Here is a 26,248-nt window from a genome sequence, read left to right on the forward strand (position 1 = left end):
CGAACTCCCGTTCATGGCTGGATTTTTCTCACGACTCAAACAGGGTCTTTCGCGCTCGAGTTCACGTCTCGGCGCCGTGTTCACGCATCGCAAGCTGGATGATGCTGCTCTTGAAGAACTCGAAGACGAACTGATCGCCGCGGATCTCGGCCCGGTTGTAGCAGAACGCGTCATCGAAAGCTTCCGCAGCTCACGCTTTGGCAAAGACGTCACGAGCGATGAAATCCGCGACGCGCTGGCGGAAGAGATTGCCCGCGTTCTGGAGCATGTAGCCGTTCCGTTTGAGCCCGATCCGAAGAAAAAGCCACACGTCGTCCTCGTCGTTGGCGTCAACGGTGTGGGGAAAACCACAACCATCGGGAAAATGGCGCGCCATTACAGCGACGAAGGCAAATCCGTTATGCTGGTGGCGGGAGACACCTTCCGTGCGGCAGCCGTTGAGCAGCTTCAGGTCTGGGGGCAGCGTTCCAACGTGCCCGTCATCGCGGGCAAGCATGGCGCCGACGCCGCTGGTCTGGCCTATGACGGCATCAAACGTGCGACTGAAGAAGGCAAAGACCTTCTCCTGATCGACACGGCTGGCCGCCTCCATAACAAGGGTGCCCTGATGGAGGAACTGGCCAAGATTATCCGTGTCATGCGGAAGTTCGACGAAACGGCGCCCCACTCCGTTCTGCTGGTTCTGGATGCCACGACAGGCCAGAATGCCATCGAACAGGTTCGGGTATTCCGGGAACTGGTGAATGTCACTGGACTGATCGTAACGAAGCTGGACGGATCAGCGCGCGGCGGCATTGTTGTGGCTCTTGCAGAACAGTTCAAACTGCCCGTCCACATGGTCGGGGTCGGTGAGCAGGTTGAAGATCTACGCCCCTTCTCGGCGCAGGATTATGCCCGTGGCCTGGTTGGCGGGGCCGCAGGCGATCTGGCGTCGCGACTTGTTGAGAGTCAGCCAGAGGGTGGCGAACACACCTGAGGCCCCGAAAGGCGTTTCAGGTTTTGTCCTTAGCCCCTGTATCAAGCCATTCGTCACGCAGGGCGGCGATCCTTTTTTCGATCGCCCTGCGCTCTCTGCGTGCGAAATCAGCATACCAAAGCCTTGCCCCGATCGCCGAAGCTTCAGCAACCAGCCATGCAACCCCGACGGCCATCCAGTCCAGAATCAAAGTGATCGGCTGGGTAATCTGTTGAACACAGGTTTGCCAGTCGCCATGGGCCAGCCACGCAGTCCTCAGCGGATGAACCATTACAGCCCCCAGATAAAACAGAACGATCATCATGCGCTGACGGTCAGCGTCAGGATCAACGAAATGCAGAACCACCAGCGGAAGCAGCAAAACACCACCGACCAGAAGACTACCGGGCACGTAGGCCAGCAACAGGCCAAGAATCAGACCGTGCCACCACTTGAAGGCCATCCTTCCTTCCCGCCCGCGCACTGCCGCCTCTTTCATTGACAGAACTCCAGCCAGATACTGGCCATGGACACCACAATCCCGACCAGCAGAGAAAAGAATTCCCCTGCGTTTCTCGCCTGCTTTTCGTGAACGGACTTACGGTTAGGCTCATCTTCAAGAATCTGCTCAAGATGAGCGATTTCGACCTCGGCCTGCCGTGCCATTTTGCGATCTTTTTGCAGCCCGGCTGGATCGTTGACGTTATCAAGAAATCTCGTAAGGTTTCCCGCCTCAGCCAATTGAGACAGTTTGGCCCTCCGCTTTGCACGAGCCGTTCTACTCCGCCATTGTTTCAACTCTGTTTCGAGCAACGGAAGCGCACGTTTGGCAATAGAACTCAGCGCATCCTTGTCAAAACGGCGCTGCGCTGCGGCCAGAAGAGTCAGATCTGCCAGCCATGATGGCAATCCAGCTTTCTGGGACTGAGCCAGAGGGACAATCCCCTGTCTGGCACAATGGCTCTCCAGAAATGTCCGCATCTGATCGTCCATGAAACCGGAGCGACCGATATCTTCGGCAGAGACTTCCTCTTCTGAGAGATGACCGTTAAGCCATTGGAGCAAGCCCGCTGAAAGAGAAATACGTTCTTTCAGACATCGCGAAGAAAGACACGGCTGATAAACGTTCATATCGTAGGGCAGACGCCGGAGTTGCTCCATGCCTTTCGCACCCGTTCGGCGGGCTGCAACGGCAAGACCTCCAATCTGTGTAGCCTGTAATGCCGGAAGCGTCGGCGCGTCAAAAACCTCCGGACTGGTCATCAGAAAGCTGGCAATTCCACGGATATTCCGCTGCTCATCAGGCGGAAACGCTCCTGCCTCCGCATGGGCCAGCATCTGGGGAATAGCCTCAGGCCAAAACCAGCGCCCCGCCCAGAATATCGGTGCAGCAGGATCCAGAATGGCGATAGCACGCGTGACGACCATCGTTGTCGGATCAACAGCCTTGTTTGCTCCCGACGGAAGAAAGGCCACCCCCGCCTGCTCAATCAGGCTGGACATGACAGACAGTTCAAGCTCGCGGTGGAGCCACTGGCTGATGATTTTCCGCTGAAGCAGAGACAGAAACTCGTTTTGGTATTTCCCACCATACCACGCCAGAGCACGCGGCGTTCTGACTTCCACCCCGCCAATCATCAAAGGTGTACGCGCAGGAATCTCGGCTCGAAGAGAGAAGAGTTTACTGGGCGCAATCGTGATCAGATCACTGGGGCCAGGCCTGTTTTCCGGTGCGTCGGACAGCATTGCTTCCAGCAGAGACACCAGACCTGCAGGCACGTTATGACCCTGCATATAAGCCGTTGCAGACCCAAGCTCAAAGCGACGCCTGAGGATTTCTACATCCGATAACCCTTTGAGCGGCAGTTCACCGATACAGAGCGACAGAACCAGAACACCCAGGGAAAACACATCACAGGCGATGGTTCCCACACCGCGCGCCGTCGGGTGGCAGGCCGCGGAGCATAAAGGCTCAAACAGGACAGGTTGAAGCGTGGCACCAGCCGCCACACCAAGAGGACCAAGAACAACCTTGTGCAGTCCCTGCCCGACAAACAGATTTTCCGGACGAATACCACGACAGGTCAATCCCGCCGTATCCAGCTTTTCGAGGGCATCCGCCATAGGGCGGATAACGCCGTCGATGATCTGACTCTCCGACCACAGACCCAATCCCTCGGCAAGAGAGGGTCCTGGCGGGTGAGCACACAACACCCAAAGGGCACCGTTATGATATTCATGAGCATGGAGGCCAATAACGCTCTCATGCCGGAAGAACATCAGCTCTGAAAATCTGGGGGACGGCATGGACGGTGCCAGCGCCAGCCAGGTTGAACCTGTGGCCGTAATGTCCTGTGCAACCCAGGTGGGACAGCCCCCGATCATTGATTGCTTCTGCGTCGTATTGACCAGATAGCGGTCTGCGATCAGCAGTTCCGGGCTGTCGTCTCCCTGAATGTAATCCATGTCCGTTCCGTCAAAATCCTGTCTGACACTCTATGCCGGACAGGAATTGAGGCTTCGTTAACGGATTGGAGATTCTCGAAAGAGATCAGTCTTCGAACGGATCGCGCATCAGGATCGTATCGTCACGTTCCGGGCTTGTGGATAGCAGCGTCACCGGTGCTTCGATCAGTTCTTCGATCCGGCGCACATATTTGATAGCCTGGGCCGGAAGCTCTGCCCAAGAACGCGCACCAGCAGTGGTTTCCTGCCAGCCGGGCATCGTCTCATAGATCGGCTTCACGCGGGCCTGTGCACCGGGTGCAGATGGGAAGGTGTCGATCTTCTTCCCGTCCAGTTCATAGCCAACGCAGATCGAAATTTCTTCCAGACCGTCGAGCACGTCCAGCTTCGTGAGCGCAATGCCCGTCACGCCGCCAACGCGCACTGCACGACGTAGCATGACGGCATCGAACCAGCCACACCGACGCGGACGACCAGTGACCGTGCCGAATTCATGACCACGCTCACCAATCGTGCGGCCAACATCATCGAACAGTTCGCTCGGGAACGGACCTTCGCCCACGCGGGTTGTGTATGCCTTGGCAATACCCAGAACGAACCCGATGGAAGACGGGCTGACACCACTGCCCGAGGCTGCAACAGCCGCAACCGTGTTGGAGCTGGTCACGAACGGATAGGTGCCGTGATCGACGTCCAGCATGACGGCCTGTGCGCCTTCAAACAGGATACGACGACCAGCACGACGGGCTTCGTCCAGACGATCCCAGACCGGGCAGGCAAAGGACATCAGACGCGGCGTGATTTCCGTCAGGAAGTCCTTGAGTTCTTCCTTCGTGAAGGTCTCAGCACCCAGCCCCGCCAGCAGCGTGTTGTGATGCAGTAGGACTTCGTCCAGCTTCCAGTCCAGCGTCTCGGGTTCAGCCAGATCACAGACACGAATGGCGCGACGGGCCACCTTGTCTTCATAAGCCGGGCCAATGCCGCGACCCGTTGTGCCGATCTTGCGATCACCACGCGCAGCTTCACGCGCACGATCCAGCGCACCATGGACTGGCAGGATCAGCGGAGCATTCTCGGCAATCCACAGCGTTTCCGGCGTGACCTTCAGGCCCTGCGCCGTCACGCGGTCAATCTCGGACATCAGGGCCTTTGGGTCGATGACGACGCCATTGCCAATGACGCCGATCTGGCCACGCACGAGACCCGATGGCAGCAGCGACAGCTTATAGACTTGGTCGCCAACGACCAGCGTATGACCAGCGTTGTGACCACCCTGGAAACGGACAACGATATCAGCGCGACTGGCAAGCCAGTCTACAATCTTGCCTTTACCCTCATCCCCCCACTGGGTTCCGATCACGGTGACGTTGGACATGAGCTGGCTTCCTCGACTTGGGATACAGGAGTGAAAATTCAGGAGAACTGGAGGTCAGAGCGCGTGAGCCGCGCCATCCCGCCAGAAATGGGTGCAGCGCAGATGGCGCGCTTCGGCGGCAGGGTCTGCCTCGGCTTCAAGAGCGGACACGGTTGCGAAACCCTGCGCATGCAAAGCCGCCATGTCTTCGCCGCCCAGACGAACGGGGACATAGCAACGCGGGCGGGCCGGAGGCACCGGCGCAGCACGCAAAAGCGCCTGCGGACGGAGCGTCAGGCCACAAGCTGGTTCCTGACCGGCAATGTAGCGGCCGCCCCGGCCAAGCTCCTCACGGGACGTCGTGGAAAACACCGTGATGCAAAGGCCAGTGTGATACTGCCAGCCCCGGAAATCGACAGGATCGACCGTCAGACGCAGAGACGGAGCCCGCTCACGGATCGCGGCAACGGACGCAACCAGACGCTCGAAATGCGGACGTACAGCCTCGGGGAAATCCAGTGACGCCAACATGTCCAGCGCACGATCCGCAGGACCCGCGGCCTGAAGCATCACGGCCAGCATCTCTGCAATGGGGCCGCCCAGTTCAGCAACAGACGCGGCATCTTTGCGATTCAAAGCCTGAATCAGCTCATCCTGATCGGCTGCTGGAATGGCACTCTCGATAAGGCCAAGGGCCAGAGCCGGCATAGACAGATCAAAGGACACACCCTTGATGCCAAGTTCTTCGAGAGCCGTCGCACCAAGCGCTACTACCTCGGCATCTGCCTGAGCGGAATCCGGGCCAATCAGTTCGATCCCCGCCTGAGACACCTGACGATCAGCCTCGCGGCCCGGCGTCCCGATAACGATGCAGCTTCCGGAATAGGACAGGCGCAGCGGGCGTGGCGCATCCTGAAGGCGCACACTGGCAATCCGCGCAATCTGCGTCGTCATATCCGGGCGCAGCGCCATCATGCGATGGGAACTCGGGTCCATCAGGCGGAAGGTCTGCGTGGACAGTGCTGAGCCGGAACCGTTCAGAAGAGACGTTTCGAATTCCAGCATGGGCGGACGCACGCGCTCGTACCCATGGCGGGAGAACGCTTCCATGACGCAGGCAATGCCGCGGGCTTCCGCTTCGGCTTCACCCGGCAGAAGATCAGAAAAGCCGGACGGTAAAAGGGCAGCGCTCGGGGTCTCGGAATACAGACTCATGCAGAAAACTCCTCGCGCGTACACTCATAAGCCCAGTCCAGCCATGGCAGGAGAGCCTGAATGTCTTCCGCATTCACTGTCGCCCCTCCCCAGATCCGCAGCCCGGCCGGGGCATCTCGATAGGACGCGAGGTCATAGCCTGCCCCTTCCTGCGCGACCAGCCCAGTCAGGCGCTTCACGGCTTTGCCCTGTGCTTCAGAGGAAAGCTCTTCGAACCATGGCGCAGAAATTTTCAGACAGATGGATGTGCAGGATCGTGTCTCAGGCAGCTCAGCAAGGAAGGACACCCAGTCGGTCTTTTCGACCCACTCAGCCACAACCGCCAGACTGGCCTGCGAACGAGCCTTCAGGGCCTCAAGACCACCGACGCTCTCTGCCCAGCGCAGTCCGTCCAGAGCATCCTCGACACAGAGCATGGAGGGCGTGTTGATGGTATCGCCTTCAAAAACGGCTTCCATCAGGCCCTTCTTGTTCGCTAGACGGAAAATTTTCGGCAGCGGACGCGGAGACGCCTCAGCCAAACGGGCAGCAGCGCGCGGGCTGATGGCAAGCATGCCATGAGCAGCCTCTCCGCCCAGCGCCTTCTGCCAGGACCACGTCACGACATCGAGACGATCCCACGGCAGATCCATCGCGAAAGCCGCAGACGTGGCATCGCAGATCACAAGACCTTCATGCTCTGCCGGAATAGCATCTGCATTCGGGATACGGACACCGGATGTCGTGCCATTCCATGTCAGGACGACATCGCGGGACCAGTCCACAGCCGAAAGATCAGGAAGCTGTCCATAAGGCGCTTCGTGAACACGGAGGTCTTCGATTTTCAGAACGTCTCGCAGATCCTGCGCCCATGTTCCGGAAAAACTCTCGAAAGACAGAACGTCCATGCCACGTTCGCCACCGGCCAGCGCCCACAGAACCATTTCCACAGCGCCGGTATCAGATGCCGGGACAACTGCGACTCGCCAGTCAGCCGGGATGCCGAGCACATTCTTGGAGCGTGTAATGACCTCTTTAAGACGGGCACGGCCTTCAGGGGCGCGATGCGAACGGCCTAGAAGCGCCTGATCGAGTGCTGGAAGGGACCATCCGGGGCGTTTTGCGCAGGGACCGGAGGAAAAGAACGGGCGGGAGGGTTTGACACTCGGCTTGGACATGCTCGTTCCGGGCTAAACGGTCCTCGGGTGCAGCCAGACTGGTGCGCCCGGTTTTGGTGCGAGAGGGGGGATTCGAACCCCCATGCCTTTCGGCGGTCGATTTTGAGCCGACTGCGTCTACCGTTCCGCCACTCTCGCGCGAACGATCCGGACCCTAGTGCATTCCTGACAAAAGGGCCAGACCGTAAAGAAAAAATCAGAGACCCAGCATCAAAAGAAGGTTCTGGATGGCGGCACCTGAGGCACCCTTGCCCAGATTATCAAGCCGCGCCGTCAACAAAACCTTCTCACCAGAGGGGCTGCTGTGGACCCGAAGCTCCATATTGTCCGTGTTTGCGAGCGTGTCGGCAAGCAGTTTAGGCTCGGATGGCAGGACACGCACATGCTCACAGCCGCGGTAAGCTTTTTCCAGCGTGGCTTCCAGATCACGCGGCGTCGGATGCCCCGGCAGATCGGCAAGATGCAGCGGGATGGACACGATCATACCCTGCGGAAAATGCCCGACGGACGGGACAAAGACCGGCTGACGGGTCAGACCTGAGTAATGCTGGATTTCCGGCAGATGCTTGTGTTCCAGCGTGAGGCCATACAGGAAAAACGCTGGGCCACCATCGCGCTCATGAGCTTCAATCGCAGAGCGTCCTGCCCCACTGTAACCCGAAACCGCGTTAATGGAGATGGAATGATCCGCCGGGATCAGCCCTGCCCGAACGAGTGGCCGCAGAAGCGCGATCGCCCCGGTTGGATAACATCCCGGATTCGCAACATGTGTCGCCCCACGGATGAGCGCGCCCTGTTCCTCATCCAGTTCTGGCAGTCCATAGACCCAGCCATCCGCAATCCGATGAGCCGTACTCGCATCCAGGATACGGACATTCAGCCCCTCTGCCAGCGCGACCGTTTCGCGCGCGGCATCATCGGGGAGGCAGAGAATGGCAACATCCGCCTGAGACAGCATCTCGCGGCGCGCATCCGCATCTTTTCGGAGGCCTGGCTCAATTGACAGCAGTTCGATCCCATACGTCTCGGGAAGCGCCTCAATGCGCTGACGAATTCCCAGCCCCGTGGTTCCAGCTTCGCCGTCAATAAAAATCCTGGCCATGTCCATCGTATCCGGTCTGCAAAAATGTCCGGCACAGAGAAATTCCGCCAGCCGGGCCGCCCTTCTTACTCTTTTATTCCATGGCATGTCATCCCGGCACTGGAGCAACGAACGCTCCATCCTTTCTGTGACCCCGCCACATAGGATATACTGCTTGGCTGGATATTCCCCCGGATCAAGCGTCAGGAGCCGTTATGACCCAGCCCGTCCGTCAGATTGACCGCCTTCTGGACATTATGAAGCGCCTGCGGGATCCGGAAAACGGCTGCCCGTGGGATGTGGCACAGACGCCAGAGACGATCGCGCCTTTCGCTATCGAAGAAGCCTATGAGGTGATGGACGCCATCGCCCGCGATGACAGTGACTCTCTGCCGGATGAACTGGGAGATCTGCTGCTTCAGGTCGTGTTTCAGGCGCAGATGGCGCAGGAAAAAGGACTGTTCGACTTTGACGCCGTAGCCGGGAAAATCGCAGACAAGATGGTGCGTCGTCATCCCAATATTTTCAGCGATGTCGAGCATGACGAAGACCTCTGGGAGCGAACCAAGGAATCCGAACGGCATGACAAAGCCGAATATGGCGCTTTGGCGGGGATTGCCCCAAATCTTCCCGCACTGGTCCGGGCTGCAAAGCTCTGTCGTCGTGCAGCACGGGTGGGGTTTGACTGGGATGACCCGTCAGGTGTGCTGGAGAAAGTACAGGAAGAGATCGGTGAGTTGAAAGCCGAACTGGACGGAGACCGGGACCGGATCGAGGATGAACTTGGGGATGTCCTGTTCACGATGGCCAGTCTTGCCCGTAAGCTCGGGATAGACCCGGAAGCCGCTTTGCGTCGCAGTAACCGGAAGTTCACGCGTCGCTTCGAAGCCATGGAAGCCAGCCTTGCGACAGAAGGCAAGACGATGGGTGAGCAGGATCTGGAAACGCTGGAAGCACTCTGGCAGGCCGTCAAGAAACAGCCGGGCATGCGCTGAAAAATATCTTCCGCCACAGATTTCACGCCAAAAAACAGACGTTTTGACCAAAAAGATACGCCGGACCGACTGGTCCGGCGTTTTCATGTGGGCTGAACCTGCTACAGAGCATCCCATGACGGATGAACTCGCCCCGTTCGATTTCGAACTCCCCCGCGACCATATTGCGACCGAACCCGCCAGACCGCGTGACAGCGCAACGCTGCTGCATGTCCGCCCCGGCCATGCCCCCGACCAGCGGATCATTCGCGATCTTCCCGACCTGCTGCAGGAAGGCGATCTGCTGATTGCCAATAATACGGCCGTCATCCGCGCCCAGCTTTCCGCCACACGCGGCGAAGCAAAAATCGGCATCACGCTGGACCGGATTCTGGCGGATGGAAGCTGGCATGCCCTCGCCCGCAACTCCCGCAAGCTGAAGCCGAATGACACGCTGAACTTCGGCGATGATCCGGTCACGGCCTCCGTTGTGGAAAATGAAGGCGATGGCGCCGTCAGCATCCGTTTTTCCGTCGAAGGGGAGGCGTTCGACGCATTCCTCGAGCGCGTAGGAGCATTGGCCCTGCCGCCCTATATCGACCGTCCTTTCGGGCCGACCGTGCAGGATGACAGCGATTATCGGACGATTTTTTCCGAACATCGCGGGGCTGTGGCGGCTCCCACTGCGGGTCTGCATTTCACGCCAGACCTTCTGGCCGCGCTCGACACAAAAGGTATCCAGCGCCGGACACTGACCCTGCATGTCGGCGCTGGCACGTTCCTGCCCGTCCGATCCTCCATTGCCGAACATCGTATGCATGCGGAATGGGGCGAGATCGACGCAGAGACGGCGCAGGCCATCAATGAAACACGCGCCCGTGGTGGCCGTGTTGTTGCTGTCGGAACCACGTCTCTCCGCCTGCTGGAAAGTGCAGCGCAGGATGACGGTACGGTTCAGCCCTGGCGGGGCGAGACGTCCATTTTCATCAAGCCGGGCTATCGCTTCAAGGCCGTGGACCTGCTCATGACCAATTTCCATCTGCCGCGCTCGACGCTCTTCATGCTGGTCTGCGCGTTCAGCGGCACCGACACCATGCGTGAGGCCTATGCCTACGCCATTGCCAACGGACTGAGATTCTATTCCTACGGCGATGCCTGCCTTCTGGAGCGAGCACCATGACCGAACAGGCCACAAAAATGACGTGGGTTCCGGAAGCAACCTGCGGGCAGGCCCGCGCCGGCCATCTGCACACCCGTCACGGCACCGTCCCGACCCCGACCTTCATGCCGGTTGGTACGGTTGGTACCGTAAAGGGCATGACCATGGATGCCGTTCGCTCGACGGGCGCAGGCATTGTTCTGGGCAACACCTATCATCTGATGCTGCGCCCTACGGCGGACCGCGTGCAGAAACTGGGCGGCCTGCACAAAATGATGGACTGGTCTGGCCCGATCCTGACGGATTCCGGCGGGTTTCAGGTCATGTCCCTCGGTGCGCTCCGCAAGCTCGATCAGGACGGCGTGACGTTCCAGTCCCATATTGATGGCAGCAAGCATCGCCTGTCTCCGGAGATCTCGACGGACATCCAGTACAAGCTGGATGCCACGATCACCATGGCGTTCGATGAGTGCCCGGCCCTCCCCGCTACGCCGGAAACCCTTCGCAAGTCCATGGAACTCTCCATGCGCTGGGCGGCCCGCTCCCGTGAGGCTTTCACCGCGCGTGAAGGCTACGGGCAGTTCGGTATCGTACAGGGCGGCACGGAACGCGACCTGCGCGAATATTCGGTCAAGGCGCTGACGGAGATCGGCTTCGAAGGCTATGCGATCGGCGGTCTGGCGGTGGGGGAAGGTCAGGAACTCATGTTCTCGACCCTTGATTTCACAACGCCCCTGCTTCCGCAGGACAAGGCTCGCTACCTCATGGGCGTTGGCACACCGGACGATCTTCTGGGGTCAGTCATGCGTGGCGTGGACATGTTCGACTGCGTGATGCCGTCTCGTGCCGGTCGCACGGCGCGCGCCTATACGGAGCGCGGCTACATCAACCTGCGCAACGCCCGTTTTGCTGAAGATACGCGCCCCATCACGCCACATGACGACAGCCCAATGGCTGGCCGTTACACCCGCGCCTATCTGCATCACCTGTTTCGGGCTGGAGAGATGCTCGGTCCGATGCTGCTGACATGGCACAATCTGGCCTATTACCAGCGCCTGATGCGGCAGATCCGCGCCGCTATCGTGGATGGCACGCTGAACGAACTGGCGATCAAACTGCGCGAGGACTGGTCCAAGGGGGACTGGACCGAAGATGAATGGCCCATGCCCTCTCTTGCTTTGTAAGTTTTCATTCTGATCCTGTTCCAATAATGTGTTTCCCAAACGACGTTTAGCTTTGGGGAATACGGATTTGAAACGCTTCAATGCAGGCCTGGCTCTTGTCGGGCTTCTCTGTGCGGGCAGCGCTCTGGCTGCCCCACACAAGGAAGAAATCAAGGTCCTTGTTGTCGCCAACTGGGAAGTCGGCGCGGACAAGGGCGATGAGCCTGGCGAATATCAGGACTGGGTGGAGCGTCTTCATCTTGATGAAGAACGCCCCATTCGCGGCGTACAGGAAAAGCTCCGCCGCAATGCGGATGGCGTATACGGCATCGCCCTGAAAAGCGGCAGCATTGACCTGCACGCGCTTGCGCTCGATCCGCATTATGATCTGACACACACTTACTGGATTTTCACCGGCATTTCCGGCGTAAACCCGAATGTCGCGTCCGTTGGCAGTGTAGCCTGGGCGCGCTGGGTTGTGGACGGCGATACGTTGCGTGAAATCGATGACCGCACGGTTCCGAAAGGCTGGCCGTATGGTCTGTACGCCATCGGGGCGGACAAACCCGATACGCTGCCAGCCAACGCAAACCATTATGGTTCTGTCACGGATGTTGCGGAACTCAGCAAGGCCTATCCGCTCAATCAGGGTCTGGCGAACTGGGCCTTCAACCTGAGCAAGAACACCCCGATGGCAGACGATCCCGCCATCGCCGAGCGCCGAAAGGCCTGGAAAGGCTTCCCCAACGCCCAGAAGCCGCCCATGCTCATCATGGGTGAGACGCTTGGGGCGCTTCGTTACTGGCATGGCCCTTCCCGCAACGAGTGGGCGGAAAAATGGGTCAAGCTCTGGACGAAGGATCAGGGCCAATTCGTCATGACCAATGAGGAAAGCCAGACCTATCAGCTCGATATGCGGACACTGGCCCGTCTGGGGTATGTCGATCTGAACCGCGTCATGGTTCTGCGCTCAGGAAGCAATTTCGACATGCCGCCCCCGGGCGTCCCGATCACCGAGAGTATCGGCGACGAAGCACCCGGCCAGAAACTCGCGTTTGATAACAACGAGCGCGCCGGTGAGCCGGTTGTCCATGAGTTGATCGCACACTGGACAACGTACCGGACGCATATTCCCGGCCAGAACTAAGACCGTCTGGCTCTGGACGGTGCGAAAGCAGCCTCCAGAGCCAGTTTATCAGAACCGATTTTCGATCATGATTTCGGAAACCGGCAGCGCACCGCCCGATGGCTTCGGAGCGGAGGCCGCCTTTCCGATCGCTACGAACATGACGATCTCATGGTCTTCCGGCAGGTTGATAAGCTTGCCAACGGCGTCGAAGTCAAAGCCATCCATCGGGCAGGTGCCGTAACCCAGACTCTCAGCCACCAGCATGATGGCAGCAGCAGCCATGCCACAGGACCGCATCCCCTCATCCCGCTGCACCTGCTCGCGACCCCGGTAATACTGGTCGATGGCACCAACCATATACTCCCGCACCGCAGCCGGAGCATTTTCCCAGTACCGCTCGGGCGACTTTTCCCATGCCTTGATGTCGGCACACAGAACGATCAGCGCAGACGCATCCGTCACCTGAGCCTGATCCCATGAAACGGCACGCACCTGCTTGCGCAGTTCCGGGTCTTTGAGGGCCACGAAGCGCCAGTTCTGGATGTTGAACGCCGTTGGCATCCGGCGCGCCAGACCGAGGATGGTTTCGAGATCCTTCTCTGGCATGACGTGCGCGGCATCGAAATGCTTGGTCGCACGGCGCTGAAGAATGGCGGAAGAAACATCGAGGGTCATGGAAATCCAATCAAATGACACGAGGGTGTTCTGTTCGAGACGAACTATGTCTTGTGACGATACACGCAAAAAATGCCCGCCGGTTCAACCCGGCGGGCATTTTCATTACAACGTCACAGCAGAGCTGTTATTCCGCGCCAGGAATGCTTTTCTCGTACTTGTCCCAATGCGTGGCGAGTTCCCGAACAACGACACTGCCAACTGTATAAGCCGCTTCAACGGACGGAATAAACGCAGAGTAACTGCCCTCATGCGCCTCTTCCGCCAGAAGTTCCGCCGCTGTCTGGCCGGGATACTGCATGTCAAAATTGCTGGTCGTCCGCAGGATCAGCGCGCGCTGCGGATCAACACGTCCTGCCTTCGCCTGAGCCGCCAACGCCTGACAGAACGCAACATCCTCTTCCGCCGTCGTGGCCAGCGTGCCCTGATTATCCGTCCAGTAGCGCACCCAGCGCTCGGCCCAGGCATTCATCTTCTCACCAACCCAGAAGGTCTCGCCGGAAATGGTATCACCGACCATGACAGATGGAGCCTTCAGGGCTTCAGGATATCCCTTGTAACGAGCGCGGGACGCCTGAAGACCGGGCGTGTCCGGCAGGGTCATGTTTTTCGTCAGGCCATAAGCCCACTGCACAAGCTGCGGATTGAAGGTGTAAACCATGTCCCCACTGACAGAGTGCAAAGGAGGGCGGGGTTTTTCGTCCGGCACACTGCCCTGAACCGGCGTAAATCCATCAGGCCAGGATTTCGGAATTTCCCGCGGATCAATCAGATGCGCCAGGCCACCATTGATCACATGCGGTGCCCAGATGGCAGACCCGACCGTGCCGAACTTCGGATCAACGCCACCAATTCCGGCCAACACGAAATAGGCGTGCTTCAGATCAAAGCGCGGATCAAGAACAAGCGCCGTGATGGCCGATGCCATATGCTCCGGGCCTTCCCCGGACGCGATACCCAGCACATGCAGTTCCGGGTTGTAGTGCATGACGTCATGGTCTGTGCCCGGAGCCGGAATTTCCTGTGCGAGCGGGAGCTTCTCAACCCAGTTCTGATACTCGCCCGGCGTGTCGCCCGTGTCCTTGCCAAGCTCAAATGTCGTGACCACCACCACACGAACCGGAATGGGATGGGTCTTGGCAGAAGCGTTGGAGACGCTGCCTGAAATAGCGAGGACGGACAGGGCAGTTGCCCCAAGAAGGGTTTTCAGGCGGGTCATTGATAAAGGCTTTCGTGAGGAGCGGAATTTTCAAAAGCAGCAAACCGCGCTTCAAGCTGCCACTGAAGGCGGGCTTTCTCGCTGGCTTTCAGCAGATCGGCACAGGGGCCACTTTCAGGCTGAGAGGAAGACACGGTCTGACAGGAGGCAACAGGCTTCCCGACCTGATGAGCGTCCCAAAGGCTCTCCCCCGGAATAAACGCATATTCCAGACCGGTCCGGGACATCTGTTTCAGGTCAGCATAGCTCAGGTTGTAAGTTTGAGCAGCGCGAAGATATTCCTGCGTCAGATCACCGCGGGAGACGCCTTCGTCATCCGTGGAGAGCGCAACGGGAACCCCGGCCCGACGATAGAGCGGTAGCGGATGCTCAGCGCCCTTCACGTTCAGGATCTCGTCATTGCTCGTCAGGTTGATTTCCACCATGACGTGCTTTTTGGCCATCTCGGCCAGCAGCCCGGCGACATCGTCTTCCGAAGCAATATCGACACCATGGCCAATGCGCTTGGCACCAGCGATTTCGATGGCTTCCCGAATGTGATGCTTCAGACCTTCGGGCGGAACCAGCTTGCCTGTCAGTTCACCCGCATGAAGGCTAAGGTTCACACCCGGATAGACCTGCGAGAGGAACTGAAACATCCGCATGTGCAGGCTGTAATCCCGCATCGCAACTGTATCATCCTCAGGCGCGACAATATTGACGCCAACGAAGCGCGGATCGGCCTTCACAACGGCGTACCCCGCATCAAGCTGTGCATAAACGGCCTGAGGCGGCAGGATACGAAGCGTCTGGAACAGATAATGGACGCTTACGCCACAGCCGGGATGCGCCTTGGCCGTGCCGCATTGAAGAATGGCCTGCGCCTTATGTTCCATTGCGTCGGTTTCGCGACGGGCCTGCGCAACAAGCGCTGGAATTTCTGCCTTGAGAGCCTGATGGGCAGCCGCGAAATCCTCGTCCTTGAGAGGATGACGGAAACCTGCGCCGATCATGCTGCCAAGGGCGGGGGAAATCATGGGCTCGATATAGGTGATGTGATCGGCAGCCGCACGGTCCATCGCTTCAGCCAGCATGTCGCCCTGATGGTCTTTTTCGATCGCATCGAAATGGCGAAAGGACGTAAAGAAGTGGTCATGTCCTGAACGATCGGAAGCAGCCGGGACGAAATCCCGCATCGACATCGCATCGATCAGCTGATTCGTGGCTTTTTCATTCCCCACCAACGCCGAAGCGGGCATTTCATCGCCCTTCCCGTGCGGGCAGGCGTGATCCAGAATATCGAGCGTCTTCAAAGAAACGCACAGACCATCCTTCGCCGCCCAGTCCAGCATATTTTCCGCATAAATCGCACCCGAAAGGTGGATGTGCAGATCCGCTCCTTTCGGAAAAGCCCGCAGGAACAGGCCAAGCCGGACGGGATCAGCCCGGACGGCGTTATAAGTCTGTTCAATGGAAGACGGAGTTTCAGCCCTAGCCAAAGGAGACAGAGCCGTCAGGGACAGGGCAGCCGCTACAAGAACGGACGGAAGAGTGCATCGCATAACTGCACGATGCCGCCTGCCCACGCCTCTGACAAGACATTTTCAGAGCGTTATAAACTCTGCAACAACCCGTTCTTAAACTGCGCTTTCCAAAGAGAAAGTCCCTTCCATGACCGGGACGCAGGACCCGGCCACATAAGCCCGACCCGCTTCTGTTCTGGCTTCCAGAAGGCTCGGCCGCCCCATATCCACCCCCTGCGTGAAGGTCAGGGACAGATCGGCGCCATTCTCCAGTGCAGACAAGAACGCGACAGCCGCGACTGTGGCACTCCCCGTCGCAGGATCTTCGGCAATCCCATCCAGTGGCGAGAACATGCGCCCCTGAATGTCGCTGCTTTTTTCAAACGCGCTTTCCCCCGCATTGCGCGTGTAGGCATACACGGAGCTAATTCCGTTGGAGGCAAGGAGCCTCCGATGCGCAGCAAGCTCTCCATGAGCACGACGCAAAGCATCACGGGACGCAAGCTCGACAATCAGGAACGGCAGCCCGACCGACACAACCTGGGGGGCATGGTGTTCTGTGCGAATATCTTCCGGCTCAAGCCCCAGACACGCCGCCGCATTTTCAGGGATCATCCGGCTCCGGCGTGTCATGGCTTCCGGTGCCATGAGCTCCGCCCGAACGACACGTCCATTCTCACGCTCCAGCCGCACAGGAACCAGACCGGCTTTTTCTTCAAACAAAAGCGTTCCCGGCAGATCGCGCCCCTGCGCTTCGGCCTGTCGAGCCAAGGCGAAAGCCGTGCCGATATTCGGATGACCAGCGAAGGGCAGCTCCCCTGCTGGCGTGAAGATACGGACATGCGCCGTATGATCCGCCTCTACCGCAGGGAGCACGAAGGTTGTCTCGGAATAGCCGAATTCAATGGCAATCTTCTGCATCTGTTCAGTGGAAAGCCCCGCCGCATTCAGCACGACAGCCAGAGGATTGCCCCCGAAAAGCTGGTCCGTGAAAACATCCAGGGTGACATAGGAACGACGCATAACCGGTTCTCTCATCGGAGAATGAAGACATCCCATCATGTCTGATTGGCCCGTTGGGGGAAAGATGGCGTAAACTGCTGATTCTGCTTTTCCTCCATCTGCTGAGCGCATGACATCACGCCCGTCCCCCTCCCGCCCCGGACGCTCCCTTGAGGAACGGATCGAGGACCATGCCCGGCATCTGGGATTCGATGCCGTGGGCTTCTGCGCGGCGGAGCTTGGCCCGGATGTGGAGGCTGGCCTGCGCGCTTTTGTTGCACAGGGCCATCACGGAACGATGGAATGGATGGAGACGCGCATCGAACAGCGCAGCCACCCGCAGGCCCTCTGGCCCGAAACCCGCAGCGTCATTTCCCTCGCTGTCTGTTACGCCCCCGCCGAAGACCCGGCTGCAACGCTGCGTCAGCCGGATCGGGGCAATATCTCCGTCTATGCCCGCAATCGCGACTATCATGACGTCATCAAGGGGATGCTGAAACATCTCGCGCAGTTCGTCGTGAAGTTGGGCGACGAGACGACACAGGTGAAGGTTTTCGTCGATACAGCTCCCGTTTCAGAACGCGCTCTGGCTGAAAAAGCGCATCTGGGCTGGCAGGGCAAACATACCTGTCTGGTGTCCCGCACCCATGGTTCGTGGCTTCTTCTGGGGGAAATCTACACGACGCTGGATTTGCGCCCGTCCGAGCCCAAAGGCGGAAGCTGCGGCACCTGCACGAGTTGCCTGACAGCCTGCCCCACAGATGCCTTCCTTGGCCCCTATCGCATGGATGCGCGGCGGTGCATCTCCTATCTGACCATCGAGCACAAGGGACCGATCCCGCATGACCTGCGGGAAAAGATGGGCAACCACATCTATGGCTGTGACGACTGCATCGCCGCCTGCCCCTGGAACCGCTTTGCCGAAGCCTCCCGCCACATCAAGCTTCAGGCCCGACCCGAACTGATCGAGCCGAAACTGGCAGAGTTGGCAGCGCTGGATGATGCAGCTTTCCGCATGTTTTTTTCGGGCTCTCCCGTCAAGCGCATCGGCCGCAATCGCTTTGTCCGCAATGTTCTGATCGCAATAGGCAATTCAAACGACCCGGAACTCGTACCTTCCGCCCAAGCCCTGCAATCCGACCCTGACCCCGACATTGCCGAAACGGCCCGCTGGGCTCTGGAGCGCCTGACATGAGTGACCTTGTCAAACGTAGCCTGTCACTTTCAGGACACCGGACATCCGTGGCCCTTGAACCGGAGTTCTGGGCCGTACTGGATCAGATGGCTGAACAGCGGTCTCTTAGTTTTGCTGCCCTTGTGGCGTCCATCGATGCAAAGCGAACGCCAGAACGCCCATTAGCGTCTGCATTGCGTGTTGCCGCTCTGATGGAACGCAGACGCCCGGACACGCCTTAAGGAACTATTTTGCGTCGGAAGACGCCTCCATCCATTCAGGATGCTTGCGTTGAATCCAGTTCAGCGCCTTTTCCATAAGCCGCCGAAAGAAAGGGATGTCCTCAGACAGCAACAGAATACCGACCGGAATCATCCAGACACCCAGAACCGGCAAAAACGCCATGCATCCACCCAGCATGAACAGAATACCCGCCGGGATACGCACCCATTTCCGTTCTGGCTTTCGAAGCCATGTCAGAGTCTTCTGCATCCATTCCGGCAGTTTTCTAATCAGCGCCTGCATCTGCTCTTCGTAATCATTAAAGCCCTGTGACCGGGTCACAGGCAAATGCGGACTCGTGTTGCTGGTCATGAGAGAATCGGCTTCTTTTGTCATGCCTCTACAACACCCGGCAGGCAGCGGAGATCCAGTTTTTTCTCTGATCCATATCTGTCCGATCTGTCATTTGCCGCTTTCCGGGACCATGCTAGATTACTGATATGGCTATCTGGGGCAAAATGTTCGGTGGTGTTGCTGGCTTCGCGGTCGGCGGCCCGTTTGGGGCACTGATGGGGGCAGCTCTCGGGCACGCCGCTGACAGCGGCTCCCTGCTCAACCCGTCCACCGGCGGCTGGAGCGAACGCTTTCCAGCGCGGGGGCGACCTGATCCCAATAATGCGGCCTTCTTTGGAGCCGCCAAAGTCGCAGCGGCTCTTGGCAAGAAAGATCAGCTTTACGCGATCGGCCTTGTGGCGCTCTGTGCAAAGCTTGCCAAGATCGACGGGCCGGTCAATCGCTCCGAGATCAACGCTTTCAAGACCTGCTTTCAGTTTCCGCCGGATAACGTCAAGGAAGTCGGGATGCTGTTCGATCGCGCCCGCGAGCGGACGGACGATTTCGAGATGTATGCCCGCGAAATGGGCAACGCCTACGGAGACGACAAGGCGCCGCTCGAAAACCTGATGACGGCCCTGTTCCGCATTGCCCGTGCGGATGCAGGTGCATCACGTGAGTTGCATCCAAAGGAAGTGGATTTTCTTCAACGCGTCCATCGCGCTTTCGGCCTCCCTCCCGGTGCGTGGGACCGTGCAGAAAGTGGCGACTCACGTGCAGCAAGCACCGGCGAGCCGGATGCCTATCGCGTTCTCGGCATCGCCCGCACAGCATCGGACAAGGAAGTCCGTGTCCGCTGGCGCATGCTGATCCGTGAATATCATCCAGATGTCATCGCTCAGAAGCCCATGACGGATTTGGAACGCAAACGCGCTCAGGAACGCGTGGCCCGGATTAATGCGGCCTGGGATCGGATCAAACGCGATAGACAGCTCTGATCCGGTTCATCAACCAAAACTTAGAAATACCAGTAAACCATAGCTCGCACTTCCCAGCATCAGCAGGGAAAGCACGACCGTACACGTTACGCGCGGGCCAGCGTTGACCACACTCCGCATATCTACTCCCAGCCCCAATGCACCCATCGAAACCACTGTCAGAAATGTCGCGACCTGACTGACTGGGACAATAAGGCTAGCCGGAAACAAGCCGATAGAGCGGCAACAGACCATCCCCAGAAATCCAACAATAAACCACGGCACGAACCGGAAAACACCTGAGGGTCCATTTCCAGTTTCTGGAACAGTCGTCTCCTGCTGAGGAAGTAGAGGCGCAAGCAGAGACAATCCGAAACAGACGGGTCCCAACATCAGAACGCGCACCAGCTTCACAACAGTTCCAGTCTGCACAGCCAGCAAACCCAGAGGGGCCGTTGCCGCCACGACCTGCGGCACGGCATAGACCGTAAGCCCTGCAAAAGCACCGAACGTGCCGCCACTCATGCCTGTGGCGACACCAAAGAATGGTAACCCCAGCACAACGAACACGCCGAGAACAGCGGTAAAGGCAATGGAGGACGCCACCTCTTCCCCATCCGCCCGTATAATGGGCGCGACGGCCGCGATAGCGGAGTTGCCACAGATTGAGTTTCCGCAAGCCACCAGAAGCGCCATGCGACAGGGAAGCCCAAGCAACCTCCCGATCCCGAAACTTGAGATGAGGCTCACCCCAACCAGAACCACAATTCCCGCCACCAGTGCTGGCCCGACCGACAGCAGACTTGCAGCACTCACCGTAGCGCCTAGCAAAACAACAGACATTTCCAGAAGATATCGGGCGCTGAAAACAATACCGGGTTGAAACGCGTTGCTCGGAACACGAAAAGTCCGGATCACCATCCCACTAAGGATAGCGAGCACGAGCGCTTCAAGCCAAATTTTCCCGAAAATCAGCCATTCCGCAACTTCCAGCAAGTAAGCCAACGTCGTTACGAACAGACACAACGACAGACCTTTCCAAATGCGTCGTGCACGCACAATGAGGATGTGACCGGCACCTCGGGGCATATTCGAATGTCTCATGCCCTTTGAAATACCCACTCAAAAATAATCAATAAAACAAATTGATTATGTTATTCCGTTCGTAAATTTCGATTAATTGAAACTGGAAGACGTTGTGACCCTCGAACAACTGCGGATCTTCATCGAAGTAGCGATACGGGAGCATGTCACCGCCGCTGCCAAAGCCCTGAACATCACACAATCCACAGCCTCCGCCGCCATTGCGGCCCTCGAAGACCGTCACGGCATCAAGCTGTTCCATCGTGTCGGACGTGGAATTTCTCTAACCGAAGCAGGGAGAGTTTTCCTCGTTGAGGCTCGTAATGTTTTGGCCAGCGCAGCCGTGGCAGAAGCCACGCTGGATGATCTGAGCGGGCTCAGCCGCGGCAGTCTGCGCGTTGTTGCGAGCCAGACGATTGCGGCTTACTGGTTGCCTTCCGCACTTGTCGCTTTTCGGCAGACTTTTCCCGATATCAGTATTGTTCTGGAAGTCGGGAACACCCGGCAGGCAGCAGAACATGTCCGGAAGGGGCATTCAGATCTGGGCATTGTCGAGGGTATCGTGGATGATCCCGCGCTTGCTCACTGGCCAGTCGGGGAAGACCGCCTGCAAATTGTGCGCTCCACGCCCTTCCAGAACACAACGGTCGATGCTGTATGGCTTCAGAATGCGCCGTGGATCATGCGCGAAAAAGGGTCAGGCACGCGATCCTCACTGAATCAGGCTCTTCAGGCGCGAAGCATTAACCCAGACATGCTAAAAGAGGTTCTTGCGCTTCCATCGAATGAAAGCGTCCGAACGGCAGTGGAAGCTGGTGCTGGTGTGGCAGCCCTGTCTTCCCTGGTGGTCGCACCTTCTCTGGTCTCTCAAACGCTATATGCAGCACCAGTCGATTTAGGCCCGCGCATATTCTTCGGATTACGGCATAAGGAACGATACCGCAGCAAGGCCGCAGACGCCTTCCTGCACATCCTTGAGACGCACAAGAAAAACCCAGCCCCGAAGACGTAACTGTGCATCATCGCCGACAAAAAAAGCCGCCTCTCTGATGAGACGGCGGCCTTTTCCATGGCAGAGCAGATTTATTCAGGCTGGAAGAGCAGCCTTGACGCCCTTCTCACGAATAATTTTCCGCAGCGCCACGACCTTACTATTCAGCTCGGATGTGTCCAGATCGCTCCAAGCATCGAAAGCGGGGAGTTTAAGCGCGCTCTCAAAATCGTCGGCCTTGGCCAGAATCTTCTGGCTCTCATCAAAAGTCGGCTCGAACGGCTCGTAGGTGTCACCCTTTTCGTCCTTGCCGCGCAGCATTTCCAGATAGGACGCCATGCCAAAAGCAATCCGAGAGAGATCGCGTTTGCCTTCAAGAGCCTGACGCACCGTTTCCGTCCAGAAGACCTGAATCTTCGAACTGCCATCCCCGGAAATACGCAACGTCTGATCTGCCATAGCCGGGTTGGAGAAACGGCTGATGACACTGTCACGGTAGCCTTCCAGTGTCATGCCCGGTGGAGCCTCTAGGGTCGGGATGACGTCCTTGTTCAGGAAGTTCTCAAGGTTACAGCGTAGATCCGCATCTGCCAAAGCCTGATCGACATTCTCGTAGCCTGCAAGAACACCCGGAAAGCAGAGCATGATATGCCCGGCGTTGAGCATCCGGATTTTTACATGCTCATAATCCGTCACATCCTCAACGAACTGCACACCAGCCTTTTCCAGCGCAGGGCGGCCATCAGCGAAGTTGTCTTCCAGCACCCACTGATGAAAGTCTTCTGCCACAAGCGGCAGCTCATCGGTCAGGCCGCTGGCGTCGTTCAGCTTCTTTGCAATGTCAGCAGAAACGGTCGGCGTGATGCGATCAACCATGCCATTCGGGAATGTCGCGTTCTCTTCAATCCACTTGGCCAGCTCCGGATCGCGGGCCTTCGCATATCCCAGGAATGCCTTGCGAGCGACATTGCCATTATGGCGCAGGTTATCGCAGGACATGATCGTGAAGGCTTTGCCACCTGCATCACGCCGACGGCGCAGTCCTTCCACAACATATCCGAAAATCGTGGACGGCGTTTCCGGCGTCTTCAGATCCTGCTGAACGGCTTTGTTTTGAAGATCGAACTCACCAGTCGTCTCATTGATATTGTAGCCGCCTTCCGTGATGGTCATGGACACAATACGGATCGCCGGGTCGGCAAGATGCTTCAGTACAGCTTCCGGGTCGGCTGGTGCCAGAAGATAGTCCCGCAATGCCCCCATGACGCGGACTGTACTTTTGCCAGATGGAGCGGTTTCGGTCAGGGAAAAGAGACAATCCTGCTTCTTGAATTCCTCGGCCTTTTTCTTGGAGCGATCGCTACCGGTCAGACCAACACCGATGATACCCCAGTTCGGATCATCCTTGAGGATCTGCTCAACATAAAACGCTTCATGGGCTCGAAAAAAGTTCCCAACGCCAAAATGCACGATCCCCGGTTTGATCCCGTTGATGTCATAGGGCGGAGCCTGCACACCGACGGGAAGAGACTTGAGGATTTCGTGCGTAATCATGGATTTCTCCGTTCCTGATGGCCGACCACTGACGGGAATCGGCTTTCCGGGCATAGTGCCACGAGACCCACGAAAAACGCGGGTAATCGTGCCAGGGTTTCGTCACAATGCGGACAGGAGCCGCTCAGAGACCTTTGGCTGCGCCAGCATCATCACGCATGATGACACCAACGGCGCGTTGCAGATCTTCCTTGAACAGGGACATGACAAAGCGCATTTCGGGGCGCGTCTGCTCTTCCAGACGGGGAAGAAGATCAAGGATGTCTTTGTCTTCCGGCTGATGCGGATGACGGTTCTGCTGCCGAACGAGACGTTGTTCACAGCTGTGAGCCAGAGCACGAAGTGCATGGCTGAGACTTTTATAGAGCGGAACAAGGCCCGTATTGCCTGCTGCGCGGCCCGTTGCGATTGCACGAGCCACCAGCATTGTATCGTTCAGGAGCCTTCGCATCAACCTTGGGAGGGCAGCCAGTACCGGGTCACGCTTTTCCAGATCGCTGAAACGCTCGCGCCGCGCCTCTTCAACCGCGCCTTCCAGTTCAATCAGCAGGGTCACGCAGGCTTCATTGCGCTTCTCAATTTCCCGCCAGCTTGTTTCCTGATCCAGCGCGCCATCCAGCAATCCATCAAGCCGCCTCAGCAGACGACCCGACGTGTGGAAAGCCTGCTTTCTGGCGCTACTGTGCAGAACGACAAAAGACACCACCAGCGAGACCATGACACCAATCAGAATGGCTGTCAGGCGCGTCACCATAGGCAGGAACGGACTGCCCTGACTGGGAAACAGGTACACGATCATGAGCGTGATGCAGGCAAACCGAAGATTCGTCTGCACCGCAGCCAGAAAAGCGAGAGGCGTCAGTACAATCCAGAAGGACAGCCATTGCTGACCCGTCCAGAGTTCCAGCAAAACAGCGATCGTTCCTGCCACCGCGCCCAGCAACGTCCCGGTAATCTGGTCACGCGCGGTGGCCATCGTTTGGGTAATGCTCGACTGAGTGACGATCAGCGCCGTCACCAAAGCCCAGATTGTCTCCTGCAAATGCAGAACAAACCCGACCAGCCATGCCGCAGCGATGGAGACCAGAACCCGGATCGTCTGCCGTGTCGCAGGTCGCATGACCTCGTGCCAGCTTGTTCCCCTCGGCGGAACAAGCAGCCACTTCCGCATCAGGCCATTCAAAATTGTCATGGGACGTTCCAGCGCCCGTTCCCGCGATCAGTTCCCGAGAAAAGGCACAGGCACCCAGCGCAGACCATCATCATCCTGAACCAGAAGCAGCACTTCTGTTTTCTTCTGTTCCTGCGCCTGATGAATGGCCTTGGCGAAGGCATCGGGCGTGTCGATCTGATCCTGACCAACCTGCGTAATCACATTCCCAACCGCAATGCCGCGCGAAGTTGCCGGGCTGGAGGGTTCTACCCGATCCACCAGAACACCACGCTGATCGTCGGTCAGGGCGTATTGCGTGCGCATTTCAGCATCAATGGACCGAACCGTCAGACCCAGCTCGCCGAAGGCTGCCTTGGTATGCGTTGGCTGATGCGTATCAGACGGTGGCATATCCGGCGCATTGGGAGACTGAGCCAGCGTGATCGGCAGCGTCTTGGTGCTGCCCTTGTGCCAAACCGTCAGTTCCGTCTTCGTGCACGGCAGAATGGACGCAATGATGCGGGGCATGGTCTGACCCGTTACATCCTGATCCCCTACGCGGGTGATGATGTCACCAACCTGAAGTCCTGCCTGCGCCGCCGGGCTTTTCGGCCCCACTTCAGAAACCAGCGCCCCCTTGCCCACAGTCCCGTCCGGCTTATGAAAATCCAGATCCTCGGCAATCTCGTAGGATACGTTTTGGAACTTCAGCCCCATCCAGCCGCGGGACACATGCCCGGTCTTCCGCAACTGGTCGATGATGCCGCGTGCATCGTCAGCAGGAATGGCGAAACCGATGCCGATAGAATCGCCACCAGCGCCACCATAAATCAGCGTATTGATGCCAATGACTTCGCCGGAAAGGTTAAAGAGCGGCCCCCCTGAATTTCCGCGGTTAATGGCGGCATCAGTCTGGATGTAGTCATCATACAAACCATGTTCGACATTTCGTCCACGGGAGGAAATGATACCGGCCGTCACGGTGCCGTTCAGGCCGAACGGATTGCCGATGGCCACGACCCAGTCACCAATCCGTGCCGCATCGCTATGCCCGAGCGGAACCGCAGGCAACGGGTGTTTTGGCTTCACTTCCAACACAGCCAGATCGACCTGACTGTCACGCCCGACAATCCGCGCCGGAAGCTCCGTCCCATCCTGAAGCGTCACGGACACCTGATCCGCGCCTTCAATGACGTGATTGTTCGTCACGATGATACCAGCCGGGTCAAGAATGAAGCCCGATCCCAGCGCCTGCATCCGGCGCGGAGGACGGTTCGGGGCCGGCTTGTGCGTCATGTAATCATGGAAGAACTTTTCCAGCGGGGAGCCCGGCGGAAACTGTGGCACCTGCGGCCCATCCGGGCTGCTGGAGTCTGGTCCCTTGTCCTCATCCTTCCCCGGCTTGAGCACGGCGGACGTGGAAACATTCACAACCGACGGAAGGAGCCGGTTAGCCAGATCCGCAAAGCTCGATGGAACCGAACGTGGTGCCGGAACGGGAGCCGGAGAGGGCTGTGATGTCGTCTGCGCCTGCGCTAACGGGGCGGACAGCACCAGAGAAATGGCGCAGGAAAGGGCAAGGCGGGCGGTCAATCTGCTCATGGTGATACGCTAACGCAGAAGACCCTTCCTCGTCACTATGCCGAAGTTCAGAGTAGCAGTTCAGGATGCGGTCAGGAGATGCGTGTGCTAGGCTCATCTGCTTTCCCA

The 26,248-nt window shown here is 58.2% G+C and carries 24 protein-coding genes and 1 tRNA gene; 9 read left to right on the plus strand and 16 right to left on the minus strand.

Annotated features, from left to right (window positions below; genetic code table 11):
- The first annotated feature begins 13 nt into the window (after positions 1-13).
- Complete coding sequence (gene ftsY, locus HKD32_RS14255; RefSeq protein ID WP_194258346.1) at positions 14-976, plus strand: signal recognition particle-docking protein FtsY; 963 nt, start codon at positions 14-16, stop codon at positions 974-976.
- A 16-nt stretch (positions 977-992) separates the two neighbouring features.
- On the opposite strand, the gene HKD32_RS14260 is transcribed toward ftsY, so the two are convergent.
- The 7 genes from HKD32_RS14260 to argC form a co-directional block, all read right to left on the minus strand.
- A complete protein-coding gene (locus HKD32_RS14260; protein ID WP_194258347.1) occupies positions 993-1,454 on the minus strand; it encodes a hypothetical protein in 462 nt (153 codons plus the stop codon).
- Positions 1,451-3,421, minus strand: a complete 1,971-nt coding sequence (locus HKD32_RS14265; protein ID WP_194258348.1) for a serine/threonine-protein kinase — start codon at positions 3,419-3,421, stop codon at positions 1,451-1,453. Before HKD32_RS14265 ends, HKD32_RS14260 begins: the two co-directional genes overlap by 4 nt.
- Positions 3,422-3,506: 85 nt before the next feature.
- Positions 3,507-4,796, minus strand: coding sequence for an adenylosuccinate synthase (locus HKD32_RS14270; RefSeq protein ID WP_194258349.1), 1,290 nt, complete (start codon positions 4,794-4,796; stop codon positions 3,507-3,509).
- Positions 4,797-4,850: 54 nt separating this feature from the next.
- Complete coding sequence (locus HKD32_RS14275) at positions 4,851-5,990, minus strand: ATP phosphoribosyltransferase regulatory subunit (protein ID WP_194258350.1); 1,140 nt, start codon at positions 5,988-5,990, stop codon at positions 4,851-4,853.
- On the minus strand, positions 5,987-7,147 hold the full coding sequence (locus HKD32_RS14280) for a phosphoserine transaminase (RefSeq protein WP_194258351.1): 1,161 nt from the start codon (positions 7,145-7,147) through the stop codon (positions 5,987-5,989). Before HKD32_RS14280 ends, HKD32_RS14275 begins: the two co-directional genes overlap by 4 nt.
- Positions 7,148-7,201: 54 nt before the next feature.
- Positions 7,202-7,285 (minus strand) — tRNA-Leu (locus HKD32_RS14285).
- Between the two features lie 58 nt (positions 7,286-7,343).
- A complete protein-coding gene (gene argC / locus HKD32_RS14290) occupies positions 7,344-8,249 on the minus strand; it encodes an N-acetyl-gamma-glutamyl-phosphate reductase (protein ID WP_061929592.1) in 906 nt (301 codons plus the stop codon).
- A 194-nt stretch (positions 8,250-8,443) separates the two neighbouring features.
- On the opposite strand from argC, the gene mazG reads away from it, so the two are divergent.
- From mazG to HKD32_RS14310, 4 genes are all read left to right on the plus strand, one after another.
- Positions 8,444-9,223 (plus strand): nucleoside triphosphate pyrophosphohydrolase, encoded by a 780-nt coding sequence (gene mazG / locus HKD32_RS14295; protein ID WP_061929589.1) that lies wholly within the window; start codon positions 8,444-8,446, stop codon positions 9,221-9,223.
- 115 nt (positions 9,224-9,338) lie between these two features.
- Entirely contained in the window at positions 9,339-10,382 is a 1,044-nt protein-coding gene (queA, locus tag HKD32_RS14300) for a tRNA preQ1(34) S-adenosylmethionine ribosyltransferase-isomerase QueA (protein ID WP_061929655.1), read from the plus strand.
- Positions 10,379-11,545 carry a tRNA guanosine(34) transglycosylase Tgt gene (tgt, locus tag HKD32_RS14305; protein ID WP_010504643.1) on the plus strand — a complete coding sequence of 389 codons (1,167 nt, stop codon included), beginning with the start codon at positions 10,379-10,381 and terminating at the stop codon, positions 11,543-11,545. The genes queA and tgt overlap by 4 nt, the downstream gene beginning before the upstream one ends.
- Positions 11,546-11,612: 67 nt before the next feature.
- Positions 11,613-12,671 carry a purine-nucleoside phosphorylase gene (locus HKD32_RS14310; protein WP_194258352.1) on the plus strand — a complete coding sequence of 353 codons (1,059 nt, stop codon included), beginning with the start codon at positions 11,613-11,615 and terminating at the stop codon, positions 12,669-12,671.
- A gap of 48 nt (positions 12,672-12,719) precedes the next feature.
- Here HKD32_RS14310 and HKD32_RS14315 read toward each other — a convergent pair whose 3' ends face one another.
- The 4 genes from HKD32_RS14315 to HKD32_RS14330 form a co-directional block, all read right to left on the minus strand.
- The gene (locus HKD32_RS14315) at positions 12,720-13,328 is read right to left on the minus strand and encodes a nitroreductase family protein (protein WP_010504641.1); all 609 of its coding nucleotides are present in this window, start codon (positions 13,326-13,328) and stop codon (positions 12,720-12,722) included.
- Between the two features lie 127 nt (positions 13,329-13,455).
- Positions 13,456-14,547 carry a purine nucleoside permease gene (locus HKD32_RS14320; RefSeq protein WP_061929581.1) on the minus strand — a complete coding sequence of 364 codons (1,092 nt, stop codon included), beginning with the start codon at positions 14,545-14,547 and terminating at the stop codon, positions 13,456-13,458.
- Positions 14,544-16,088, minus strand: a complete 1,545-nt coding sequence (locus tag HKD32_RS14325) for an adenosine deaminase family protein (RefSeq protein WP_061929577.1) — start codon at positions 16,086-16,088, stop codon at positions 14,544-14,546. The genes HKD32_RS14320 and HKD32_RS14325 overlap by 4 nt, the downstream gene beginning before the upstream one ends.
- 75 nt (positions 16,089-16,163) lie before the next feature.
- Positions 16,164-17,072 carry a PhzF family phenazine biosynthesis protein gene (locus tag HKD32_RS14330; RefSeq protein ID WP_061929652.1) on the minus strand — a complete coding sequence of 303 codons (909 nt, stop codon included), beginning with the start codon at positions 17,070-17,072 and terminating at the stop codon, positions 16,164-16,166.
- A 109-nt stretch (positions 17,073-17,181) separates the two neighbouring features.
- On the opposite strand from HKD32_RS14330, the gene queG reads away from it, so the two are divergent.
- Positions 17,182-18,246: a tRNA epoxyqueuosine(34) reductase QueG gene (gene queG / locus HKD32_RS14335; RefSeq protein WP_194258353.1), complete on the plus strand. Its 1,065-nt coding sequence runs from the start codon at positions 17,182-17,184 to the stop codon at positions 18,244-18,246.
- Positions 18,243-18,467, plus strand: coding sequence for a ribbon-helix-helix domain-containing protein (locus tag HKD32_RS14340; protein ID WP_010504636.1), 225 nt, complete (start codon positions 18,243-18,245; stop codon positions 18,465-18,467). The genes queG and HKD32_RS14340 overlap by 4 nt, the downstream gene beginning before the upstream one ends.
- A 4-nt stretch (positions 18,468-18,471) precedes the next feature.
- On the opposite strand, the gene HKD32_RS14345 is transcribed toward HKD32_RS14340, so the two are convergent.
- Positions 18,472-18,819 (minus strand): hypothetical protein, encoded by a 348-nt coding sequence (locus HKD32_RS14345; RefSeq protein ID WP_382385011.1) that lies wholly within the window; start codon positions 18,817-18,819, stop codon positions 18,472-18,474.
- 128 nt (positions 18,820-18,947) lie between these two features.
- On the opposite strand from HKD32_RS14345, the gene HKD32_RS14350 reads away from it, so the two are divergent.
- Entirely contained in the window at positions 18,948-19,778 is an 831-nt protein-coding gene (locus tag HKD32_RS14350) for a TerB family tellurite resistance protein (protein ID WP_194258354.1), read from the plus strand.
- 9 nt (positions 19,779-19,787) lie between these two features.
- Here HKD32_RS14350 and HKD32_RS14355 read toward each other — a convergent pair whose 3' ends face one another.
- Positions 19,788-20,846 (minus strand): YeiH family protein, encoded by a 1,059-nt coding sequence (locus HKD32_RS14355; protein ID WP_194258355.1) that lies wholly within the window; start codon positions 20,844-20,846, stop codon positions 19,788-19,790.
- A 109-nt stretch (positions 20,847-20,955) separates the two neighbouring features.
- On the opposite strand from HKD32_RS14355, the gene HKD32_RS14360 reads away from it, so the two are divergent.
- Complete coding sequence (locus tag HKD32_RS14360) at positions 20,956-21,852, plus strand: LysR family transcriptional regulator (protein WP_408870758.1); 897 nt, start codon at positions 20,956-20,958, stop codon at positions 21,850-21,852.
- A gap of 75 nt (positions 21,853-21,927) precedes the next feature.
- Here the strand turns inward: HKD32_RS14360 and HKD32_RS14365 are convergent, their stop codons facing one another.
- The 3 genes from HKD32_RS14365 to HKD32_RS14375 all read right to left on the minus strand — a co-directional run bounded on the left by HKD32_RS14365 (position 21,928) and on the right by HKD32_RS14375 (position 26,140).
- On the minus strand, positions 21,928-23,385 hold the full coding sequence (locus HKD32_RS14365) for a mannitol dehydrogenase family protein (protein WP_194258356.1): 1,458 nt from the start codon (positions 23,383-23,385) through the stop codon (positions 21,928-21,930).
- A 124-nt stretch (positions 23,386-23,509) separates the two neighbouring features.
- A complete protein-coding gene (locus HKD32_RS14370; RefSeq protein WP_194258357.1) occupies positions 23,510-24,577 on the minus strand; it encodes an FUSC family protein in 1,068 nt (355 codons plus the stop codon).
- Positions 24,578-24,604: 27 nt separating this feature from the next.
- Positions 24,605-26,140, minus strand: coding sequence for a Do family serine endopeptidase (locus HKD32_RS14375; RefSeq protein WP_194258358.1), 1,536 nt, complete (start codon positions 26,138-26,140; stop codon positions 24,605-24,607).
- Positions 26,141-26,248: the final 108 nt, after the last annotated feature.

The sequence above is a fragment of the Gluconobacter japonicus genome, assembly GCF_015244665.1.
Lineage (GTDB): Bacteria > Pseudomonadota > Alphaproteobacteria > Acetobacterales > Acetobacteraceae > Gluconobacter > Gluconobacter japonicus.

What these genes read in the sequence shown, in the direction of transcription:
- ftsY (WP_194258346.1), top strand. Translation starts at nt 14, where the DNA reads ATGGCTGGATTTTTCTCACGACTCAAACAGGGTCTTTCGCGCTCGAGT.
- HKD32_RS14260 (WP_194258347.1), bottom strand. Translation starts at nt 1,454, where the DNA reads ATGAAAGAGGCGGCAGTGCGCGGGCGGGAAGGAAGGATGGCCTTCAAG.
- HKD32_RS14265 (WP_194258348.1), bottom strand. Translation starts at nt 3,421, where the DNA reads ATGGATTACATTCAGGGAGACGACAGCCCGGAACTGCTGATCGCAGAC.
- HKD32_RS14270 (WP_194258349.1), bottom strand. Translation starts at nt 4,796, where the DNA reads ATGTCCAACGTCACCGTGATCGGAACCCAGTGGGGGGATGAGGGTAAA.
- HKD32_RS14275 (WP_194258350.1), bottom strand. Translation starts at nt 5,990, where the DNA reads ATGAGTCTGTATTCCGAGACCCCGAGCGCTGCCCTTTTACCGTCCGGC.
- HKD32_RS14280 (WP_194258351.1), bottom strand. Translation starts at nt 7,147, where the DNA reads ATGTCCAAGCCGAGTGTCAAACCCTCCCGCCCGTTCTTTTCCTCCGGT.
- argC (WP_061929592.1), bottom strand. Translation starts at nt 8,249, where the DNA reads ATGGCCAGGATTTTTATTGACGGCGAAGCTGGAACCACGGGGCTGGGA.
- mazG (WP_061929589.1), top strand. Translation starts at nt 8,444, where the DNA reads ATGACCCAGCCCGTCCGTCAGATTGACCGCCTTCTGGACATTATGAAG.
- queA (WP_061929655.1), top strand. Translation starts at nt 9,339, where the DNA reads ATGACGGATGAACTCGCCCCGTTCGATTTCGAACTCCCCCGCGACCAT.
- tgt (WP_010504643.1), top strand. Translation starts at nt 10,379, where the DNA reads ATGACCGAACAGGCCACAAAAATGACGTGGGTTCCGGAAGCAACCTGC.
- HKD32_RS14315 (WP_010504641.1), bottom strand. Translation starts at nt 13,328, where the DNA reads ATGACCCTCGATGTTTCTTCCGCCATTCTTCAGCGCCGTGCGACCAAG.
- HKD32_RS14320 (WP_061929581.1), bottom strand. Translation starts at nt 14,547, where the DNA reads ATGACCCGCCTGAAAACCCTTCTTGGGGCAACTGCCCTGTCCGTCCTC.
- HKD32_RS14325 (WP_061929577.1), bottom strand. Translation starts at nt 16,088, where the DNA reads ATGCGATGCACTCTTCCGTCCGTTCTTGTAGCGGCTGCCCTGTCCCTG.
- HKD32_RS14330 (WP_061929652.1), bottom strand. Translation starts at nt 17,072, where the DNA reads ATGCGTCGTTCCTATGTCACCCTGGATGTTTTCACGGACCAGCTTTTC.
- queG (WP_194258353.1), top strand. Translation starts at nt 17,182, where the DNA reads ATGACATCACGCCCGTCCCCCTCCCGCCCCGGACGCTCCCTTGAGGAA.
- HKD32_RS14340 (WP_010504636.1), top strand. Translation starts at nt 18,243, where the DNA reads ATGAGTGACCTTGTCAAACGTAGCCTGTCACTTTCAGGACACCGGACA.
- HKD32_RS14345 (WP_382385011.1), bottom strand. Translation starts at nt 18,819, where the DNA reads ATGACCAGCAACACGAGTCCGCATTTGCCTGTGACCCGGTCACAGGGC.
- HKD32_RS14350 (WP_194258354.1), top strand. Translation starts at nt 18,948, where the DNA reads ATGGCTATCTGGGGCAAAATGTTCGGTGGTGTTGCTGGCTTCGCGGTC.
- HKD32_RS14355 (WP_194258355.1), bottom strand. Translation starts at nt 20,846, where the DNA reads ATGCCCCGAGGTGCCGGTCACATCCTCATTGTGCGTGCACGACGCATT.
- HKD32_RS14365 (WP_194258356.1), bottom strand. Translation starts at nt 23,385, where the DNA reads ATGATTACGCACGAAATCCTCAAGTCTCTTCCCGTCGGTGTGCAGGCT.
- HKD32_RS14370 (WP_194258357.1), bottom strand. Translation starts at nt 24,577, where the DNA reads ATGACAATTTTGAATGGCCTGATGCGGAAGTGGCTGCTTGTTCCGCCG.
- HKD32_RS14375 (WP_194258358.1), bottom strand. Translation starts at nt 26,140, where the DNA reads ATGAGCAGATTGACCGCCCGCCTTGCCCTTTCCTGCGCCATTTCTCTG.